General features: G+C 61.1%; 11 protein-coding genes. 9 read left to right on the plus strand and 2 right to left on the minus strand.

The window, feature by feature from the left end; genetic code table 11:
• Positions 1 to 103: 103 nt before the first annotated feature.
• Positions 104 to 1,246: a branched-chain amino acid ABC transporter substrate-binding protein gene (locus tag ACN9MW_RS20665; RefSeq protein WP_426162410.1), complete on the minus strand. Its 1,143-nt coding sequence runs from the start codon at positions 1,244 to 1,246 to the stop codon at positions 104 to 106.
• Positions 1,247 to 1,613: 367 nt separating this feature from the next.
• Here ACN9MW_RS20665 and ACN9MW_RS20670 point away from each other — a divergent pair, with 367 nt between their 5' ends.
• From ACN9MW_RS20670 to ACN9MW_RS20695, 6 genes are all read left to right on the plus strand, one after another.
• A complete protein-coding gene (locus ACN9MW_RS20670) occupies positions 1,614 to 2,015 on the plus strand; it encodes a CesT family type III secretion system chaperone (protein ID WP_426162412.1) in 402 nt (133 codons plus the stop codon).
• 12 nt (positions 2,016 to 2,027) lie between these two features.
• Positions 2,028 to 6,800, plus strand: a complete 4,773-nt coding sequence (locus tag ACN9MW_RS20675; protein WP_426162414.1) for a hypothetical protein — start codon at positions 2,028 to 2,030, stop codon at positions 6,798 to 6,800.
• 156 nt (positions 6,801 to 6,956) lie between these two features.
• Positions 6,957 to 8,453: a DUF535 family protein gene (locus ACN9MW_RS20680; protein ID WP_426162415.1), complete on the plus strand. Its 1,497-nt coding sequence runs from the start codon at positions 6,957 to 6,959 to the stop codon at positions 8,451 to 8,453.
• The gene (locus ACN9MW_RS20685; protein WP_426162416.1) at positions 8,450 to 9,661 is read left to right on the plus strand and encodes an MFS transporter; all 1,212 of its coding nucleotides are present in this window, start codon (positions 8,450 to 8,452) and stop codon (positions 9,659 to 9,661) included. Before ACN9MW_RS20680 ends, ACN9MW_RS20685 begins: the two co-directional genes overlap by 4 nt.
• Before the next feature lie 111 nt (positions 9,662 to 9,772).
• On the plus strand, positions 9,773 to 11,683 hold the full coding sequence (locus tag ACN9MW_RS20690) for an FTR1 family protein (RefSeq protein ID WP_426172257.1): 1,911 nt from the start codon (positions 9,773 to 9,775) through the stop codon (positions 11,681 to 11,683).
• A gap of 111 nt (positions 11,684 to 11,794) precedes the next feature.
• Complete coding sequence (locus tag ACN9MW_RS20695; protein WP_426162417.1) at positions 11,795 to 12,820, plus strand: hypothetical protein; 1,026 nt, start codon at positions 11,795 to 11,797, stop codon at positions 12,818 to 12,820.
• A 76-nt stretch (positions 12,821 to 12,896) separates the two neighbouring features.
• Here the strand turns inward: ACN9MW_RS20695 and ACN9MW_RS20700 are convergent, their stop codons facing one another.
• On the minus strand, positions 12,897 to 13,238 hold the full coding sequence (locus ACN9MW_RS20700) for a hypothetical protein (RefSeq protein ID WP_426162418.1): 342 nt from the start codon (positions 13,236 to 13,238) through the stop codon (positions 12,897 to 12,899).
• A gap of 264 nt (positions 13,239 to 13,502) precedes the next feature.
• Here ACN9MW_RS20700 and ACN9MW_RS20705 point away from each other — a divergent pair, with 264 nt between their 5' ends.
• From ACN9MW_RS20705 to ACN9MW_RS20715, 3 genes are all read left to right on the plus strand, one after another.
• Complete coding sequence (locus tag ACN9MW_RS20705; RefSeq protein ID WP_426162419.1) at positions 13,503 to 15,143, plus strand: methyl-accepting chemotaxis protein; 1,641 nt, start codon at positions 13,503 to 13,505, stop codon at positions 15,141 to 15,143.
• A 13-nt stretch (positions 15,144 to 15,156) separates the two neighbouring features.
• A complete protein-coding gene (locus ACN9MW_RS20710) occupies positions 15,157 to 15,897 on the plus strand; it encodes an HD-GYP domain-containing protein (RefSeq protein ID WP_426162420.1) in 741 nt (246 codons plus the stop codon).
• 313 nt (positions 15,898 to 16,210) lie between these two features.
• A complete protein-coding gene (locus tag ACN9MW_RS20715) occupies positions 16,211 to 21,514 on the plus strand; it encodes a hypothetical protein (protein ID WP_426162421.1) in 5,304 nt (1,767 codons plus the stop codon).
• The last annotated feature ends 34 nt before the right edge of the window (positions 21,515 to 21,548 follow it).

The following is a 21,548-nucleotide window of genomic DNA, read 5'->3' on the forward strand; positions in this document are numbered from 1 at the left end:
CGTAAAAGACCCGCGCACGCAGGACGCACCCGGCTAACTAGAATCAGACCAATTCACGGAAGGTGTGACTGGAAACGCAAGGATACGGAAGGCCAACTAGGGTTTACAGTCGTGCGCCCTGCGAAGTCGCGATCGCTCGCCATTCGCCGTTCGTGACTCGGTAGAGGGTAATTGACCCGTTCTTCACATCACCCTTGTCATCAAACTCAGTGGTTCCTGTAATGCCCTTGTAATGAATTTTGCGCAGGGCCGGCAGAAACTTTACAGGATCCGTCGAGTTAGCCTGCTTCATGGCCTCGACCAGGATCATGACCGCATCGTAGCTGTAAGGCGCGTATGCCTGCATCTCGCCGTACTTCTCGGTAAATGCCGAATTGAGCGCCGCGTAACCAGGCATACTCTCTTTTGGCATACCAATCGAAGAGGCCATGTGCCCTTCCGCGTCGGGACCTGCAAGCTTTGTAAAAATGGATGATTGCATGCCATCCGCTCCAAGCAACTTCGCCTTAATTCCCAGTCTGGCCATTTGCTTTACCATGAGACCAGCCTGCGAATCCATACCGCCGTAGTAAATAAGATCCGGATTCAAACCCTTAATTTTCGTGAGAATTGCCGTAAAATCAGATGCCGTGTAGGTGGTGTACTCGCGACCGATGACCTTCCCCCCACGCTGCGCAAATACTTTGGCAAATCGGTCCGCCTGTCCTTGCCCCGCTGCCGTTCGATCATCGATCACGGCCACTTTTCTGGCGCCTAATTTATCGTAGGCGAAATTGCCGAGAACTGAGCCTTGCTGGTCGTCATTGGCGATATTTCGGAATGCCGTATTCAACCCTTGATGGGTATAAACAGGGCTGGTCGACCCTGGTGAGATTTGCGGAATACCTGCGGCAGCGTAAATCCTCGAGGCGGGAATGGTCGTTCCGGAGTTATAGTGACCGATTACAGCAACGACCTTCTGGTCCACCAACCGATTTGCCACTTGCGTGGCGACGCGCGGATCCGATTGATCGTCTTCCACGACCATTTCGAACCGAACCTTCTCGCCCCCAATCACAGGCTGTTGGGCGTTGATCCGGTCGAGTGCCAAGCGCGCACCTGACTGAATATCTTTTCCCAGGTGCGAAATTGGCCCAGTCATTGGCGCGGCAAGTCCGATCTTGAGCAGGACTTCGCCAGCTGTCGCCATTGCAGGGAGACCGCTCGCAAAAATCGCGGTGCAGATCATTGCTCGAATTACTTTCATATGTCAGTCCTACGGAAACTAAGTTGAGATCTAATCCCACAGCGAGGCAGCTCCGACTGTGGCCCGAGCGTGGCTGCGCGCGACGCATCGCCTATGAGTGAAGAATGACAACTGGAGGGTTCGGGTAAATTAGTCCGACTATTTGACGTCGACCGCCGTGAATGAAATTAGCGGCGCGGCCAGGTTGTCATTATCTCGCCCCCGGTTCCCCGGCTGGTGGTGCCGGCCACGCCTTTGCCGGAGCCGACATCCAGACCAATTCACGCTTGTTATTCGGCGTAGTCCGAAACTTGCCCCCGCCTAGCCCAGGGGGAGACCAGCACCGTTATGCTCCTGCCCTCAGAATTGATTGCATACGGTGTAGCCTTTGAAGGAGGAATTTCAGATCCGCCAATACGTCGAGGCGTTGGGCATCAGATACCGGATCGCCGGCCTCACGCTCGATGCGGATGGCGGCGCCGGCTTGCGACTGGGTGACGGCAGTGAAATCCATCTGCGGTTCAGGCGCGCCACCAACCGGCTCTACATCCATGCCGTGCTGGCGCCGCTGCCGGCAAGGCCCATACCCGGACTGGCCCTGAAGCTGTTGAAGATGAACTGTCTGGAAGCGGGCAGCGGCGGCGGCGTGCTGTCCGTCTCCGCATTTCAGCGCGCTTTCGTCTATCACGTGTCGCTGCCGGCCGCCTGCATCGACAGCGAGCGCCTTGAGCGCGAAATCGAAGCATTCCTGTCCAAACGCGCGCGCGCCGCGCAATGCCTGGACGCCTGAACGGAAACCAATATGTGGCCCTTTGGAACCAACCAAACCTCGGCGGCGGAGCATCTCGGCCATACCCATTGCACAGCCGGCGCCTACTCTGAACAAGAGCTCTCCAATCTCTTCGACAGCACTTTCATTCCCGCGTTGAGACTGATCCAGGACGCCGGCGCTAGCCAGTCCACCAGCCACGATACCGGCGGTCCCGGCTTACACAATGCCACGCCCACGCCCAGCGCCGACCCGTTGGGTGGCGCCAGCGGCAGCCAGCCGAAAGCAAAGAAGGAACGGCGCGGAGAACACGTCGTGTATCACGTCAACCCTGACAACTACCCGCAAGTGATGGAGGAATTCAGGGACCTCGTGCTGGAAGGCCTGAAGGAAGAAGGCAAGTCTAGCGAACAGATCGCAGCGTTACGCCGCCAGCACGACATGTGGACAGCCCTGCACGCCGAGGCGCGCAGCGGACAGCTAAGATCGAGAAAGGCACAAAAGCTGCTGTTGGGCTCGACCAAGCGCAATACCCGTTTTGTCAAGGAAGGCGAGCAATACACCGAACTGCCGGATCCCACACATCTTGGCGCGAAGGCTGCCGTAGTCGGCTATCTGCGCTTGTCGCAGCCCCGCCTCCCGCCGCCTGAGGCCAGCCAGCAATTGGCGACTGGTTATCCTTCGGTCTTGAACGAAGCGGGCGACTTTGCGGTGAATTTGGCGACGCAGACTGCGCAGTTCGCCCTCGACGAATTCCAGGCGGCGCGGGAAGCTGCCTTGTTCGGCAATTGCGAAGACCGCGACAATCGCGAGTCCTGCGTTGGCGTCTTCAGTAAAATGGAAAACCGTACGGTGAACGCCCGCGGCCAGAAGATCCGCGACGATGCGCTGAAAGGCGCCCTAAACCATACCAGCTGGCTCGGACAACTGTTCCAGACCCCGATGAATATCACCATCGTGCATCTGACGCGAAATGCAACCGCGATGGCGACGAAGATGCTGGGCAGCCAGAGCACGAAGATCAAGGGTTTCAGTGACTATCTTACGCAGAAAATGCCGCATCAGTTTCCCGCGCAGCCGGTGGGCAACGCGACTGAGCCGGCCGCCAGCACGACCGAGCCGGCTGGCAGCGCGACGACCACGGAGGGCGGTCCCGCCACCACACTGCTTGACAGCATGGTTACCTTGGCCGGGAGCGCGCTCACGGCTACGCGGACGACACTGTCGAATGGCGCCTCGGCGGCGGCCAATGGCGCCGGCTCGGTGCTGAACGGAATGGCCAACATGTTTACGCTGCCCGGCGCGGACGCCAGCACCTTGACCACGCGGCCGCCGTCGAACACGACGGCCAGCCCAGCCGCCGGTCCCTCGGATACGGTCTACCTGCGGCTGCTGTCGAGCATCCTCGACGGCTGGATCGACTATGGCAAGGCCAGGGCCCAACGCGACAAGCCGCTGGCGCTGTTGCAGGGCGTGTTCCAGCACCATGGCCGCAACCTGCCGAAAGCCTTTGAAACCGGCTTCAACGTGACCCTGCTGGAAGACGAGGGCTGGTTCGACGAAGCCGCCCTCCTCCACCACAAGCTGCAAAACCAGGCTGCGGACGACGCCGAAGACACCGTTCCGCCGTCCCTTGCCTACCTGCAGCAGCGCTTCCAGAATGCACTACGAGCGGAGTCGCAAAGCAAGCAAGCCCACGCCAATCTGATGCGCCCATCCGCCGCTGCCGCCGGCGCCCCGCAATTCGACGGTTTTTCGATCCGCAACGCTTTCAACCAGACCTTCGATGAGGTGCTGGCCATGCCTGACCTGTGGCGCGATCCAGTGCATGCCAACGTCGGCATCGACAAGAAGCGCGAAATGCTGAAAGCCAGATTCGCCGAACTGGGGGAGAGTACACAGTACAAGATCGGCACTGCGCAGCAGTCGCTGGCCAGCACCCTCATCCGCATAGCCAAATACCGGGGGCAGCCTGTCCCCGCCGACTTTGAGAATGATGAAGCATTGCTGCTTGCCTTGAAGGAGGTGGAAGATGCCTGGGTGGCTGACCGCTCTACCTTCCCAATCCACCCGCGCCTGCTGTTCTCGATGCACTTGGCCAATGCCAGCGGAGTCGACATCATGAGCACCGCCCAGCGTTTCGAACAGTTCCGGTCGATCTTGCAACGTGGCTTCGAGGGAGCATCGCAGCATCCGCAGCGCGACTACAGGACCTTCGCCTGGATGGTCGATGTCGGCAAGAAATGGAATGATGGCCAAACTTGGTGGATGTTCCGCAACGACAGCATCAGGCGCCAGGCGCTCGCCGCCTGCTTCGAAGCCTTGCGCGCAGAAACCGGCCATCGCCGGCCACCGGAGGGGACGGGCCACGAACGGATCTGGCAGGTGGCCCAGTGGGCGAAGCAGAACAATTTGCTGGGCGAAGTGCTGCTGGGCGACACGACGAACGAAAAGCTGGCCGCCGCGCTGCAGTATGGCAGCGAGCGCCTGCAGGCCGCGATAGGGGGACCGCCTAAATTCGACCGGGAAACAGCAGCATTCGAAATCCTCAAACGCTATGGATTGAGCGATGAAGAGGCGTTACGCCTCGTGCCCGCTTTCATGGAGCGCCTCGGTGCGCCGGACTTCGTGGGAACTATGCTGCGGCTCAACCCGGGTCGCGTCATTAAACCGTACACGGAATTGTTGCACGCTGAACTGCTATTCAATGACGGCCTGCCGAACGATCCCCGGGTGCGCGCCGTGGCGCTCGAAAACCTACGGGTGCAGGGGGTCGTGCCGACCGAAGAGAAGGTGACGGCGGAAATCAATCGCATCGTGCCGGGCTTGAACACCGACCTCGAGAGCACACGTTCCCGGTCGCGGATGCTGGACAGAACCCTCGTCTTTATTCCCTTTGTCGGTAGTGTCCGCGAAGTCTATTCAGGCTGGTCGGACGGCGACCGCAGCCGGCTGGTGCTGGGCCTGCTGTCCGGCGCGATGGAAGGGGTCAACCTGCGCCAACTGAACATGATGCGGGTAGCAATGAATCAACGGCAGGGCCTGCAGGATTTCGTCAAGATCGCCAACAAGCTGGACCTGACATCCCCAGTGACGGTGAGCGACTTGCCGGCCGACCCGCTCGAAGTCGTCGGCGGCCCGCCCGCCGTCGCGGCCAGTGTTGCTGCCCGGGACGGCAATGTCCCGCCGGCTTTCCGCAGACTGGCGCAGCGGGTGCGCAACGGCGAACGCGGCGTGCTTTGGCAAGGGCACGAGCTGGTGATGTTGACTAATGAAGAAGACCGCGTCGTGCCGGTCAGGAACATTGGCGGCGCCTACCAAGAGATCGACTGGCAAACCGGCCACGCGGTGGGCACCGGACGCATCATCCATTACGACTCCGCCACGCAAAAATTCCATTCCGACTTGCAGCTGAATGGCGGCGTGCGGCCGACCGTTGAGGTGCCGGTCGACTATCACGGCACCCCCATCGCGGAACGCCAAACGGTGGTCGATGTCATGCGCTCGCTTGCACCCGCCACCGATGCCAGCGTGCGCGATATCGACGCCATCTTGAATCGCCGCTTTACTTTCCAGGAACAGAACAATGCCCTGCGCGAATGGGCCAGCGAAGGGATCAACGGCATGCAGGGTTTGAAGAACTTCCTCAAGCGGATGTACGAGCGCAGCTACACCTTTCGACGCATGCTGAACTATTATGACGATACGGCTGGCGACAAGCGCTGGGATCTGCGTTTCGGCGTGCCTGGTCTGAACGGCAAAGTAGTCGAATCACCGGTCCAGTACCCGCGTACCTCCCATATAGAATTCCCACACGCCGGCGTGTACGACACCTTTACCTCAGTCGGCGGAACCGGCCTATTTACCAAGGAGAATATGGTCATTCATGAATTGATGCACGCCCTGACCGGATGGCGAGATCCGGGCCGCAATCAACCGCATCTCGGCGGCCCGAGCTGGGCAGCCGACAAGATGCTGCATGAGGCAGGTTTTACGGTTCGCAACCGCCTGCTCTACCTCAACCTGGCTGGCGGCGACAACGACGCGCGCCGTCCGCACCTGATCCAGGACATGAATGCCGAAAACATCATGCTCGACGAAGTCATGGACCGGTATCGGGCGCCGCCAATCGACGGCACGATGCTGGAAGACATACCGCTTTCCCAGCGCGTCACCGTCGAGCAATGGCGGCAGCTTGAGGACCAGCTGCAGAGGCCGCCGGACGTCACGGTCGACCAATGCTGGAGCAAACTGCAGGGACAGTTCGATTTCGGCTTGGACAACGGGGGCGACGTCTCGCCCCAGCTGAGGGAAGTGAAGCGTATCACCCAGCGCTTCCTGAAGAGCAAGACCTTCCGCAGCCTGGTCGAAACCATGCGGGTCCGGGCCGCTGGCGCCTGGAAATTCGAATTCGATCCGGCCGTCGCGCAAGAGGAACTCGGCAATGCCAAGTCCAGCACGGGCGCCAGCCCCATGCACGGCAAGATTTATCTGTACGATGCCCAGACCAGCTATCTCGCCGCCGACGGCTTGCATCCGACCGAGTATGCGCGCAAGGTCCTGCTCGGCTATATCAACGCCATGACCGACCTGTCGATGAAAGCCAAAAACCCGTTTCGCAATATGGGCGGGGCCGTGAAACTGGCCAACCGGATTCTGCACGAATCCGGTTTTCATTATCCCGAGCAATTGGTGGCGGCGCGCGCCGCGTCCGATGCTGATGCACAGCGACTATTGCTGGATTACATCACGGCCGCCCGCCGCAACGCCGCGCTGGAAAGCGCATATCTGCACAGGCCGAATTGATTTTGGGTAATTCCGTCTGAGAAAGCGCCCGGTTCAGTCTGCCATGCCCGGACTGGCCCTACCATTTTGCATCCCGTCCCCACGCACTGCATGCGCGCCAGAGCCGCTGCTCGCGCTCTTGCCGTGTGCCGGGCCGATTTGCTTGTGGAACCAGTCATGAACAAACTTAACAATCGCCCCACCACCGACGACAGCTGGGCCGAATTCACGGGCCTGCTGCTGTTGCTGCTGGCCGCCGCCTACTTTGCCGCTTGGTCCAGACTGGGACACATTTCCGGCGTGCTGCCGCGTTTCGATCTGCGCGTCGCCTATTGGCTCACACAGCACACGGCGCCATGGCTAACGCCATTGCTGCGCACGCTCAGCCATGTCAATAGTGGGCCCGCCATTGCCTTGCTGAGTCTGCCATTGGCCTTGCATTTCTTATTGAGGGGCAGGCGCGCCTGGCTGGCGGCCCTGCTGCTCGGCTTGGCACTGATCAAGCCTGCGGGTGGCGCTACCGCCATGACCATCCTGCTCATCGGCATTGGCGGTACTTACCTGGCCGGGCGCCGGCCCCCCAATTGGCAGCGCGCCGCCGTCGCCGGTTTTGCCTTGCTGCTGATCGCATTGGTCGCCGTGAGCCGGGTCTGCGTCGGCGCCCAATACCCAAGCGAAGTGCTGTCCGCACTCTGCGTCAGCGGCGCCTGGCTCGGCGTGTGCCTGGTGTCGGGCGCCTGTGCAATGCGCATGCGTCCGCAGGAACGGCCGACCCGAACCGTGGGTTTGCGCACTGCCGTGACCGGCAAGATGGGGCTGTCGCGTCTGTGCGCCCTGCTCAAGCTGGAGCTGCGTTGTCTCCCCACGCCGCGGTTGATGCGCCGCTGGCTCGACCTGCTGAACGATTACCCGATGCGGGAATTTGCATTGACCAGCCCGCACCTGGTTCAAAAGCCGTTCCGGCCGTGGTTCAGCCGCCGGCTGGACCGCGCCGCCCGCCTTCAAGCGTTGGCCGGCCATTACCGTATCATCTGCAATCATGGCCTGGCGCCGCTGCTCATCAAGGCAGCCAGCAAGCCAGTCACGCTGGTGCGCTTTGTCGGCAAGGACGAGACGCCTTACGCCATCGAACTGTGCGCGGTGGCGGTGATGGAGCGAGAAGGCGAGCTGGCGCTGCGGCTGCGCAGCGCGCAGGGTCCGGTCTATACGGTCGCATTTTCCTTCTTACGCGACAACGGCCAGACCTGCGTCGCCATCGGCTGCGCACAAGGCCCCGCCGCCGATGGTCTGGAACTGGTGCGCAGCGCCACCCGTAACCTGTACGGCCTGCGCCCGCGCGACCTGCTGCTGCGTCTGGTCCAACAATTCGGCCTGGTGCTGGAGTGCGAGCAGTTGCGCCTGGTCGGCAACGACAACCGCACTGTGGCGCGCGGCTCGGTGCGCCGCGGCAGGATTAAGGCCGATTACGACAGCATGTGGCGGGAGATGGGCGCCAGGGGGCGCGCCGATGGCGACTTTGAATTGCCCTGCCTGCCCCTGCCCGCACTGCACCTGGAAAGCGTCCCGTCCAAAAAACGCGCGGAAGCGCGGCGCCGCCACCAGTTGCTGCAAGCGCTCAATGACGCTGCGCTGGCGCGCCTGTTTCCCGCCAACAAACGACTAAGCGCCGCATGAACGGCAAACCACTTTCCCGCGCCGCCATGGCCGCCGTACTGTTGCTGCTCGCCTTTCCCCAGTTGAGCGAAACGATCTATGCGCCGGTGTTGCCCAGGATCGCCGCCGCGTTCGCGGTGGCGCCGGGCATGGCGCAGTGGGCCGTCAGCATCGACTTCGCCGCTTTCGCTGTCGGCGTTCTCTTCTGGGGCCGCCTGTCCGACCTGCAGGGGCGGCGTCCGGCCTTGCTGGCCGGCCTGGCATGCTATGCGCTGGCCGCGCTGCTGGCCCTGGCGGCAGGCAGCTTCGGCACGCTGCTGCTGGCACGCGCACTGCAAAGCTTCGGTGCTGCCTGCGGCTCCATCGTGGTCCAGACCATGTTGCGCGACCGCTTCCAGGGCGCCCAGCTGGCGGCGGTGTTTTCCACCATCGTTGCAGTGCTGGCCCTGTCGCCGGCGGTCGGGCCGCCGCTGGGCGCCATGCTGGCGTCGCGTTACGGTGTTCACGGTGTGCTGGTCTGCCTGGCCGCGCTGTCGCTGGTCTTCCTGCTGTGCGGAGCCAGCCTGCCGGAAACCCGCCCCGCGCACGCCGCGGCGCCCGCGCCTTTGCTGCCTACCGCATGGCGCATGACATGCGACCGGCAGCTGTGGAGTGCAGCGTGGCTGGTGGCCGGCTTCAACCTGATCCTGTTCGGCTATTACACGATCGCACCGTTCACGCTGAACCAGCTCCAGATGCCGGACTGGATGTTCGGCGCCAGCGGCATCCTAATTGCTGTCGCCGGGGGCCTGGGCGCACGTCTCAATCGCCGCGGCTTGCTGCGGCACAGCCCGGCACATCTGACCGCACTGGCCGCCCTGGGCGCCCTGCTTTCGTCCGCGCTGCAATGGATGGCAATGACTGCGGCCGCTGGCCACCCGCTGGCGGCGGCGCTTGCCATGCTCGGCACGCAAATGCTGCTGGTGCTCGCATTTGCCTGCGCCATTCCGAACGTCCTGGCCTCGGCCCTGAGCCGCTATCGCGATGTGCAAGGCACGGCCGGTGCCCTATTCGGGCTGGCCTACTACCTGATGCTGTCGGCCGGCCTCGGCCTGCTGAGCGCACTGTACCGGCCTCAGCCCATGTTTCAACCCGTTTTCATGCTGCTTGTCAGTGCGGCCATCATGCCGTGCGCCGTCCTGGCGCGACGCCAGGCCGCGCTGGCGCTGCGCACGGAGGCCAGTAGCTAAGGCAGGCATTTTTCCGCGTCCGCCACCCTCGCACCACAAGCCGGCAGCCAGACGACGCTCTTCTTCCATCATGCAGCAGGAGGTAATTTGAGTATTTGGCGTACCCTATTGATGGTCTGGCTGCTGGCCGCCCCGGCTGCGTTTGCCAGTACGCCCAAGGCCGGCGGCGACGGCGCCCGGCAAATCTGGCAGTTGCTCGATTACGTGGCGGTCGACTACGGTGGCGCCGTGGAGAATGGCGCACTTGCCAGCGCCAGCGAGTATGCCGAGATGGTCGATTTTGCGGCGCGCGCGCAACAGCAACTGCAGTCGCTGCCGCCTCATGCCGGCAAAGCCGCCATCGCAAGCGCCATCGGAAAGTTGCGCACGGCCATCGGCACCCGGGCCAGCGCAACCGACGTGGCGCGCCTGGCGCAGGAAGCCAACAGGCTGCTGCTGGCGGCCTATCCGTTTCCCATCGCGCCGCCACTACGGCCCAGCCTCGCACGCGGCGCCGAACTGTATGCCAGGCATTGCATCGCCTGTCACGGGGAACGCGGTGGCGGCGACGGGCCGCTGGCCGCCACGCTCAATCCCGCGCCAACGGCTTTGAACGATCCGGTGCGTGCGAAGCTGCGCAGCCTTGGCGCGCTCTACCAGATCGTGTCGCTCGGTGTACCCGGGACTGCCATGCCGGCGTTCAAGGAGCTGCCCGCCCAGGACCGCTGGGCACTGGCCTTCTTCGCCGGCACCTTGCCATATGACCAGGCCATGGCGCAGCGCGGCGAACAGCTGTGGCGCCAGGGCCGCTCCGTCACGCCACAGCGCGTTCCCGACCTCGCCACGCTCAGCCAGCTTAGCGAGTCGGCACTGGCCCAGGAGGTGGGCGACGCTGCCGCGCAGGCGCTCACCGCCTACCTGCGGCGCCAACCCGCCGCCATCCAATCCGGCCAGCCCGAGGGCTTGGCGCTGGCGCGCCAGCTGCTTGACGCAAGCCGGGCGGCCCTGCATGGCGGCGACCGCGCCGCTGCGTTACGGCTCGCCTTGTCGGCCTACCTGGACGGCGTAGAACCGGCCGAGCCGGTGCTTGCCGCACGCAGCAAGTCCCTGCTGGCAGCACTTGAGAGCGCAATGCTGGCTTACCGTTCCGCCCTCACTGCCGGCGATCTTGCCCAGGCCGATGCCAGCGCCGCCCAATTGTCCGAGCTAATCGATCAGGCCGAAGCTGCCAGCAGCGCCACGCGCGCCACCCCGCTGGCCACTTTCCTGGGCGCGCTCGCCATCCTGCTGCGCGAAGGCTTGGAAGCGCTGCTCATTGTGGTAGCCATGATTGCCTGCCTCAAGAAGGCTGGCCAGGAGCAAGCGCTGCCCTTCGTCCATGCGGGCTGGGCCAGCGCCCTGCTCGCCGGGCTGATCACCTGGGCGGTAGCCACCTGGCTGGTGGCATTCAGCGGCGCCAGCCGCGAGTTGACTGAGGGCCTGGGTTCGCTGCTGGCCGCCGCGGTCCTGCTCAGCGTAGGCATGTGGTTGCACCGCAAAAGCAGCGCCGGGCGCTGGCAGCATTTCATCGACACCACGCTGGCGGCCGCCCTGTCGCGCCGTTCAGCATGGGCCTTGTTCGGGCTGGCATTCCTGGCGGTTTACCGCGAAGTCTTCGAAACTGTGCTGTTCTACTCGGCCTTGCTGGCCGACGGCAACGGCACCGCGTTGCTGGCAGGGTTCGCCAGCGCTGCCGCGCTGCTGGCCGCAGCCAGCTTCGTGCTGCTGCGAACCAGCACCCGCCTGCCGATCCGCCAGTTCTTCGCCCTCACCTCGGTCGTGGTCGCCGTCCTGGCAGTGGTCCTGGCGGGCAAAGGCATCGCTGCACTCCAAGAAGCCGGCTGGGTCGGCGTGCGTCTGGTAGCCGGCCCGCGGCTGGAGATGCTGGGGCTCTACCCCACGTTGCAAACCATGCTCGCGCAAAGTGCGGTGGCGCTGGCGGCGCTGGCGGCCATCATGTTCAATCGCCGTCCGGCCAGCGAGCGCGGCACCGCAAGCAGTTAGTTGGTCCTGATTTTGATTACCGTCGCGCGCCAATTGCCAGTGGCTTTGCATACTGGAGTCCAGCCTCGTCGAGAGGCTGACGCAAGCATCCCAATCACATAGGAACCAACAATGAAATACAAGAAGTACACGTTGACCGCTTTGCTGCCGTTCTGCTTCGCCCTGTATGGCTGCGGTGGCGGCGGCCATGGCGGCGACGCTCCGCAGAAGAGTCCTACGCCCCAGACCAAACCGGTACAGCACGGCAGCAGCGCCGAAACGCAGACCGATCCTGCCGGAGAAGGCAGCAGCACCGAAACGCAAACCGACAAGGCCGACACCGTGGATGCGGGCACCATGACCGACGTCCCGCAGAATCCAATGCCTCCCGACATCGCCATGGATGGTTCGCAGGGCGTGGCAAACGGTATCTGGATCGGCAAGGCGGGCAACGGCCTGCCCGCCTTCGCGCTGGTGGCAAACGACACGCCCATCGCCAATGGGCCCGCCAATTTCTATTTCATTTACAGCTCAAGCGCCGAGCACAAGTACGACGTGCTGCGCGGCGGCAGCATGCGCATCAACAAGGGCGCCATCGCAGCCGACGTATATTCCAGGGGCGGCGCGCACTACAACGCGCTGCGCGGCAAGATTGATCCCGCCAATACCCTGATGGGCGACCTGTACAACGATGCCGGCCAAGTGCTCAACAACTACAGTTTCAGCTACAGCGCGGACAACGCCATTGCCCCGCAACTCACGCCCCTGTACGGCAACTATCTTGGCGTGGCGGCCAAAGCAGGGGACCCTGTTCCCTCGGTCGTCATCAAGAAGTGGCCCGACCCGGCCACAGCCACCACGCAGGCCGCCATCGAAGGCAATATGCCTGGCTGTACCTTCCGCGGAAGCATCCGCGTCGGCACCGGCAAGACGGCTGTTTATGCGCTGGAAATGCACGCCGAAGGCCCACAGTGCAGCCTGCCGGACAGCACTGGCGGCAAGACACACCTGTACGGCATGGCAGCCCTGACAACCTTGCCCGGCGCTAAAGCGCCCAGCCTGGTCTTCGCCGCCTCTGCCGACCAGGTCAAGGAGGGCAAGTACGGCACCAGCCTGATCCCTCTGGCCAATCTGACCGGCACCCTGCAGAAGCAGTAAGCAAGGCCGCTCCAGAAAAAACCAGGGGCCTGCGCATCAGCGCAAGGGCTCCTGGTTTTTCAGCAGGGCGGCAGTTTCAAATGCTGCCAGCCTTGCCTGTCGGTCCAAACAACGCCGCCACCAGCGAATCGCGCCTCACCTTGCCCTGCTGCTCAGCAGCGACCCAACTGCGGCGACACTCGATCACGTCGACTTCTTCCTCCTCCTCGATTGCGATCCGCCAGGTACAGGCGATCGACCCTGGCCGCCGCGGGCCAGGCCGGATTTCGCCGACCGCGTGCAACACCTTCAAGTGAAAACGCAGCTTCGCTACCGGTACGTCGAAGATCCGTGCCATTTCCGCTGGCGTGGCGTCGCCGACCTCTTCCAGCAACATCAGCACGGCATCGCGAATGATTTCCGCGCGCTCGTCGCTCACCGTACGCGTGCTCCCTTTGGGTAACGTAAGTTTATATTTCAACATCTTATTAAGGCCAAGAATGGATGGTCGTCCGATTCTACTGACGTGCCGCCTAACCCCGGTCGTCAGCGCCCAATCTAGGACCAGGGAAGGTGGCCAAAGTAACTAAGTCCTATTTTCAGGACCGACTGCGCCTGGCGTTCATCGGTCCGATACCATGCAATTCGTCTATCTGGGCGCCTGTTTCGCCGCCCGTATTCCTGATTACAAAGAGAGAAAATCATGTTCAAAAATATGAGGCTGGCCCACAAGCTGGCGCTGGGGTTTGGCTTGACCATCGTGGTGGCGGTTGTCGTTGCCGGACAAGGGCTGCACAGCACCGGCAGGATGAACGACCTGCTCAAAGGCATCTACGAAAACAACCTGATGCCGATCAAGGATGTCGCCAATGCAAATATGCAAGCGATCTATCATCATAGAGCCCTGTACGAAGTGGTCACCGCCAGCGATGCGGCAGCCATTGCCACCACGCGCAGCAAACTCGACAAGCATGCCGGGCAAATGAACGGACTGCTCGACAAATACCGTAAGACTTTCCTGACCGATAAAGAAAAGGAATTGCTGCAGCAATTCGAAACCGCTTGGGACGCCTACCTGCAAGCGGCCGGCAAAGTCGAGCAGTTGGCCATCGCCGGCCAGCAATCGGACGCCCAGCAACAATTGAACGGCGCGGTCGCGTCCACCTTCCAGGTCGCGGATGACCTGCTCAGCGACCTGGTAAATATTAACGAAGAGCTGGGCCACGAGGCTTTCGAAAACAGCCAGGCCGTTGCATCCGCAGTCCACATCGAAAGCATTACCGTGCTGCTGCTCGGCGCCATCCTGGGCACGGGGTTGGGCTACTGGATCACGCGCTCGATCGCCAAACCCATGGGCGAAGCAGTGCAAGTGGCGCAAACGGTGGCCGCCGGCGACCTTACCAGCAACATCGAGGTGCGCAGTGCCGACGAAGCGGGCCAGCTGTTGCAAGCCCTGCGCCAGATGAACGGCTCCCTGACCAGCATGGTCGGCGATGTACTGGACGGCACCTCGCTGATCGCTTCCGCCTCCAAGCAGATTTCGGCCGGCAATGCCGACCTGTCCTCGCGTACCGAGCAGCAGGCAGCGGCCTTGGAACAGACTGCAGCCTCGATGCATGAATTGACCGACACAGTCAGGCAGAATGCCGCCGGCGCGCAGCAGGCCAGCCAGCTGGCCCACGATGCCTGCGAACTGGCGACCAGGGGCGGCACTGCGGTGACCCAAGTTGTGCAGACCATGGGCGAGATCCAGGCGTCCGCCAAACAGATCGTCGACATCATCGGCATCATCGAAGAGATTGCGTTCCAGACCAACATCCTGTCGCTGAACGCTGCCGTGGAGGCAGCGCGCGCAGGCAAACACGGCCAGGGCTTTTCCGTGGTTGCATCCGAGGTGCGCAGCCTGGCGCAGCGCTCGGCCGCTTCGTCCAAAGCCATCAAGACCCTGATCGAGGGATCTGTCGGCAAGATCAATGAGGGCACACGCCTGGTCGGCGAAGCTGGCGCAACGATGGAAGAAGTCGTGCGCAGCTCACAGCAGGTGGCACACATCATGGACAGTATCAGCGCGGCCAGCGGCGAACAGGCCGAAGGCATCGAACAGGTGCGCCAGGCCATTGCTCAAATGGACCAGGTGACGCAACAGAATGCAGCACTGGTGGAAGAAGCTGCCGCCACAGCCGAATCGATGGAAGAGCAAGCTGCCCGGCTGGCGGCCCTGGTCGCCGTGTTCAAGATCAAGCAGGAAAGCGCACCATTTGTTTCTGCTCCCAGGCCAAGGGACATCAATCCGGCATGGCGTCCGGCGTTGATGCGCCCACAGTCGACCTCAGCAGGTAATTGAAGAGCGGGCTGCCATGCGAATCTCCTATATCGAATACACCGCCGTCAAGGCCGAAAACAATGCCGCCGAAGTACGCACCGATGTCGATCTGGCGCTGCTGATGCTGGTTTCCCTGGTCAAAGCGCGCGACAATGAAACGGCCAGCCACCTGGTGCGTACGGCGCAGTACGTCCGGCTACTCGCGGAATATTTGCGCAATCATCCGCGCTTTGCCCAAACCCTGTGCGATGAAACCATCGAACTGCTGGTCAAGTCGGCGCCGCTGCACGACATCGGCAAGGTCGGCATTCCCGACCGCGTGCTGCTCAAACCAGGCCGCCTGACGCCCGATGAATTCGCGGTCATGCGCACCCATGCCAAGCTCGGCTACGACGTGCTGGCGCAAGCTGAAGCGCAGCTCGGCCATCCACTGCCCTGCCTCGCCTTCGCCAAAGAAATCGCCTTGTCGCACCATGAAAAATGGGATGGCAGCGGCTATCCGCAAGGCCTGGCAGGGGATGCGATTCCGATGTCGGCGCGCCTGATGGCCGTAGCCGACGTCTACGATGCGCTGACCAGCAGGCGCAGCTATAAACCGGCGATGTCGCATGAAGAAGCCTTACAGATCATGCGCCAGGGACGCGGTCGTCACTTCGATCCCGACGTGCTGGATGCGTTCCTGGTCCTGGAACAGCAGTTCGCGGCCATTGCGGCGCGCCATGGCGACACGGTCGGCGATCTGACCGCACTGGCCCAGCGGGTGCTGCACGGCTAACGCAGTCACGGCCAGCACCCGGCTGGCCCATGATTTCCTCTTCCCGCGCCCCCTCCTCTGGCGGCCTCCTGCTTGGGACCTTAACCGTCATTGGCGCTCCCTCAGCTCCCGGCCCAAAATGCGTACTGAGCAACTCCGCATCCATTCCAGCGCGACGTCGGTCGAACCGTTGATCCTGTAGCGCGCACTTCATTATGCGCCCAGCCCTTACTCATCCGGAAAATGTTCCGGCGCAGCGCAACTTTTGATCAATCCAGCACCGGCAGCCTTGGGAATTCCCAAGGCATGCCATTAACTCATTGGAATAAACAAAGTGAAGTTCTCAATCATTGTGCCCAATCCCGACATCGCGTCGAACCGGGCCAACAACATCGGCGAACGAAGTACGGCAAACGATAATTCAACGAATAGCGGCGGTAAAGTGCCTACCTTGCCACCGCCGTCGGGATGCAATGCGCCACACGAAGAGACGATGTTTTGGATCTATGCGAGTAAATTGGATCAGAAGGATCCAGGGATTCCCCGCTTCTGGATAACAGATCCTAAAGGACTGAAGAAGAAACTCGAAGAATTCCGAAGTTGGCAAACGCTTGGATCCGTTCATTCCAGTCGTGCGACGGTGCTGCAGGATTTTCCCGAAGTCTTTGCGCCATTCTTCAAACACGGCTTTGGCGAATTGATCCGACCGGACCTGCTGGACAGTCTGCTGACCCCTGGCGCCCCCATTCCCGAATCACTGATGCCTGTGCTGTTGCACGGTATTGCCGACATGCTCGGCAAAAGCATCCATGTGGCCGACGTCGGGCTGGCAAACGACCTTCCGCCGAAGGAAGGCATACTCAAGGATGTGCTCCGTGTCTACCAACAGGGGGAGGATGAGGAGGCCCGCTTCTGGGCCACTGACAACGGTCCCACTCCGCCCAATGTAAGTTCCGATCCGGACGGATCGAGCATTTTCAGGGCATTAATCGCCGATGCACAAGGCTTACGCGATGACAAAGTGCGTCAGGAAGATATCAATCGCTTCCGTCAAGATATTTATGAGCACTTTTGCCACAACCATGGGCCTTATCAGGAAGCTTTTGCCAAGGCCTATGGAGAGCAGAAAGAAGTCGATGACGAATACTCCAGCCGGCCACAGCCTGAACCGGGCCTGAAGCAAAAAGCGACTGCCGTGATATTTTCGGGCTTGGCATTAGGCGCCCAATTCGAGCCGGTGCTTCGGCTCAAAGCGCAACGCATGCTCGAAGGCCAGCAGGTTACAGGGCCACAAACCACGACGGTAGCGCAAGGAAGAACCGCCATCTTCGAGCAACGCCTGCAAGAGGCGCGAGCATACGAGCAACAACATCAGGAGCCGCAGCCAGCGGCACAGACTCCCAACGAGCAAAGCAAGGGCTGGCAGGAGGCCGCAACCGAGGTTGCGAAGACCGCCTTGGTGGCCGGGGCTACCATGGCCCTGACTGGCAATCCAGTTATCGCGGCAGGGGCCGCGGTTCTATCGCAGATCGGCACCGCTGGTACCGCACAACCGGTCGAAAACGTGGTTGACGCACAAACCGACGAGGCCGGCGATGATGACGTGACCATTGAAACCGAACATGAGCCTGGCGAAATGCAGGGCGAGCACACCGGCCCGAAGGCAACTTACTCAGACTATATCGATTTCAAGCACGCCATCATTGACAATGCTTCTGCGTCAGCACGGCAGCGCCGCGAACTTGCTCCTAGCGACGCGACCGCGCAAACCAACGAACTGTTCTCAGTGCCGCTGGAAACCGTCCATGCCAACGAAACGGTTTTCCGAAACGACTTTGAAGCCTATTCGCGGCTGAATGCACCAGCACCGCGCGACCCGGTGCAATTGCAACGCGACGCGCAAACGCTGCTCGATCAGCACATCGCCGACACCGAAGCTGAAGTCCAGCGACTTCATGTTCAACGAGGCAGTGGCGAGCTACCACCACCATTCCAGGGATCGAATGCCACCGATGCCAGCAGTCTTGCTGCTAAGCTCGATCGGCTGCTCGAACTGGAGGTCCTGAAGCTGCGCTACACCACAACCCCAAGCAACCACCACCATCGCCACCGCAATGCACGTCTGCATGTACTCACCCATCAGCAGACGCATGGCGCGGCGAAAGCACTTCTTCAGACATTGCAAGCGGACTGGAAGCTGAAGACCGCAGGGGACGACAGCTTCATTCTCAGCCTTCTCGGAAAAAGTCCCGCCCAGTGGTTCAGGGAACATAAGGATCAGCTGAACGGAAAGACATGTGCCCAGGCCAAGGCGGCCATGCTGGCCAGTTGTGCAGGAGAGCTGCCGGTGGGCGAGCAGGGCAAGCTTGCCTTTACCCTCGCCCTCATTGACCAGCTCGATCCTACGCTTCGCCAAGTCCCGGAATCCGTACTGGAACAGATGCAATGGGCCGATGACAGGCATTTGAACTATCGGGTCGGCTATGCAGCATTGAGCGCCGCAAACATCCCGATCAGGTCTGAAAAGGAAATGGACGCAGCGGCGCAGACCATCATTACCCAATTCATGAACGATGATCTGGGCGCGTTGGGGCAGCATCACATGGCAAGCGACTTCGCGCTCCTGACCGGGGCCTACGGTGCGGAGGGAAAATCCGACGACACCGTCCTTGCCGACATCATGAAAGACTTCGAGCAACGTCCCAATGCCGTCCGCGATCAGAAACTTGCACAGATCCGGGCAGCCCTGGTTGACCCGCCTCCATCCCTGGCTGAGATTGCAGCGGTGTTCGGTGAACAGTATATCTCGGGACGGCCCGAAAGTGTCACCACCGTCAAATACCCGGTACGGCCCGTCAGTTTCGACAACCGCGTCGTCCGTAATGAGACCCTGCTGGACGCATTCGCCCATGGCAACCATTACAGCCGCGGTTCCGACGGTAACTCATATCGACAGCGAACTTTCCTGATCGAAGTGCCTCATGGCGGACTCGCCGCTCAAGGCCAGGAAGTCACCATCGACGGCGAGCGCATTTTTGCAGAATACGATCAGCGCGCAAGGGATTATTTCAAGACAGTCGAACGTGGTGCGCATGCGCAATTGGACTTGTTGTTCGGGCTTCATCGCCAGCCAGAAGCAATTCTCAAGCCTCAAGTACAGATGGGATCGCACACCGTCAAATCGCCGGATAACATCATGATCGTGATGTTGCGCTCAGATGGCGCGAACCAGCCTCAGCCTTACAGGCTTGCGTTCGATGCCGGAAGGCACGCCTCGCTCACTCCCATGGCCGCAAGCATCGAGGACATCGCTGATCATGATCTGAACACTGTCGAGGATCAAGCCATGTTCTACGTAAAAAATCATCCCGCGGAGTTCTTCGAACGAGCGCCGGATCAGATTCGCAGCGGCACTTTCGGTATCGAGCGGCGTTTCCCCGGTACGCCGCATGAAGTGCGCAGGGAAGTGTTCTCCCAGCTTGGCTGGACCCAGAAACTCGAGGCACACAAACTCAATGCTGAGCGCAGCTTGCACGCCAAGCCCTACGTCGAGGGCTTGCCACTATACGGCTGCGTCAACAGAGTCCGCGACGCCTTTACCGACCCGCGTGTTCAAAATGAGCCCTATGAGTATCCTGTTGGCGCCCGACCGCCACGAACGACACCATCCAGCAGCTATGTCAATCCCTTCCCGACCGACGAGTTCATAATCGGTCTGCAGTGCGGTGGCGCAGTTGTGAGTATGTTGGGTGGCAAGCGCACGCTCATGAATAAGGCGGCAAAGTGGGGCAAGGCCGTTGGAAACTTGCACGGCGTCAAGTTCAAGAGCCTGAAGAGACCCAGGAAGGTCTTCGTGGATGCGCTGATGAAGGGGAAGAACGAGTTCCGTGACCGGCTGCGGGCCCATGGCCTCAGCACGGCCGATTCGAACGATCTAAGCGCGAAGCTGAATAGCGTGGGCTATGGACATGCGTTCCAGCGATTCCGGGATGCGAAAGAACTTGAGGCGCTCGCAAAGCTGACAACCGATGGGTCACGTCTCCGGGACGGCGCTGACCTGCCGCACGGGATGCTGATTACGGGATCGGATGGCAAGCGCTACCTGAAGGCAAGCGGCGGCCAGGAAGGCGGTATATTCTTTGATCCAGACCGGCGTAAATTCATGCGCCAGATTGGCGCCGCCGATGCTCCTCGCTTCGCCGAAGTTGACTTGCACACGCTCACCCTCAGGCCCGGTTCGTCCGGCTATCGGCAGCGCGAGCCCGATGCCGTCGCCATCGACCGTTTGGGACAGGCCAAGACCAGCTACTATGGCGACGGCACCGACGTACGCGTTCTGGATGGACCGGGCTTGCGCCGCGCCCGCCCGAACGAGGGAGAGGCTTATCGCAACTCAGATACCGTCTTGAAACGCGACACGCGCCGCCACGCAGACGGCATCATTCGCTACGTTGAGGACGGCGCTCCAACGTCGGAGAAGACCCACTACCGCCTGACCCAGCCCGATGGCTCGGACGTTGTGACGCCACCGGCCGGCAGCATCCATTCGTATAAAGTTCCGATGCTGCGCGCCATAGGCCCCGAAGGAGATGTGCTGCCTTTCCGCTGGGAGCGCGTGGCGGCCTTTTCCATCGGATCGAAAGAGATTCTCGTTGTCAAAATTGATGGCGCACTTTACCACCTCAAAAACAAAGAAGGGCGTCTGCATGCAGTCCACGCAAGTCCGCACACGGTCCAGGCTTATAACGAAATTTCCTGCGCGCCGCGCATCGGCAATGCGAGAACCAAGCGTGCGCCTGGTCAACAATTGCGTAGGCTATGCGACGCTGGTGCATATGATAAAGCTCAACTGGTAGAGGAATTACAACGCCAGAAAGCGGCATCGACTGACGAAAAAGAAAGGACGGAGATACAGCGCAATATCAACCATCTCGAGCAACACCATATTCAGAGAGGTACCGATGCCGAATTTGCAGAGCTGGATCAGCTCGTGAAGGAAAGGTACAACTCGGTCAAGACTGGCATTAATTGCCAAGAAATATTCAACGTTGAGAATCCGTCCGAACTGGTTAAGGTTGGAAGAAACAAGGTCAAAGGAAGGAATGTGGCGGCGTTCACGATGAACGCATTCGATGGAGAGTCGACGCTCGACTCTGCCACGGTTCAAGGTGTGACCGCCCAGCCACGCATATTGATCAGCGGATCGTATGCATTCAAGGATCAACTTGATTTGCTGCCAGGAGCAGGAAACCACGCCGGTGCCGTGTCCAACCTGGGAGCAATGAACGCGGCTGGTCGACCCAGGGAAGGCCAACAGCCGATCGTCATTCCCCGCGACGGCGACACCGAATACAAGGCTCTACCCAACATTGAAGCAAACATGAGGAAATTCATGGACAGCGTTGCTTCACTTGATAGCGCCTCGGTCAACAATCCAGAGAAAAAGCTTCGCATGGATATCAAGTTTCATACCGGACTTCCACCTTGTCTCTCATGTAGTTTTGCCATGGATGAATACATGCATGGGCTGAAGGAAAAGGTCGCGAAATGGAATCTCGAGAACCTCGGGCCCGGTCGCAATGGGATCCAGATTGACGTCAGCTTCAAGTACGGATTTGATCCGACCAAGACTGAGTGATGGTGATGAAGCGCGTGGACCAGCAGCGCGCTTC

Origin of the sequence: Pseudoduganella sp. R-34 (assembly GCF_049904655.1) — a bacterium.
Lineage (GTDB): Bacteria > Pseudomonadota > Gammaproteobacteria > Burkholderiales > Burkholderiaceae_D > Rugamonas.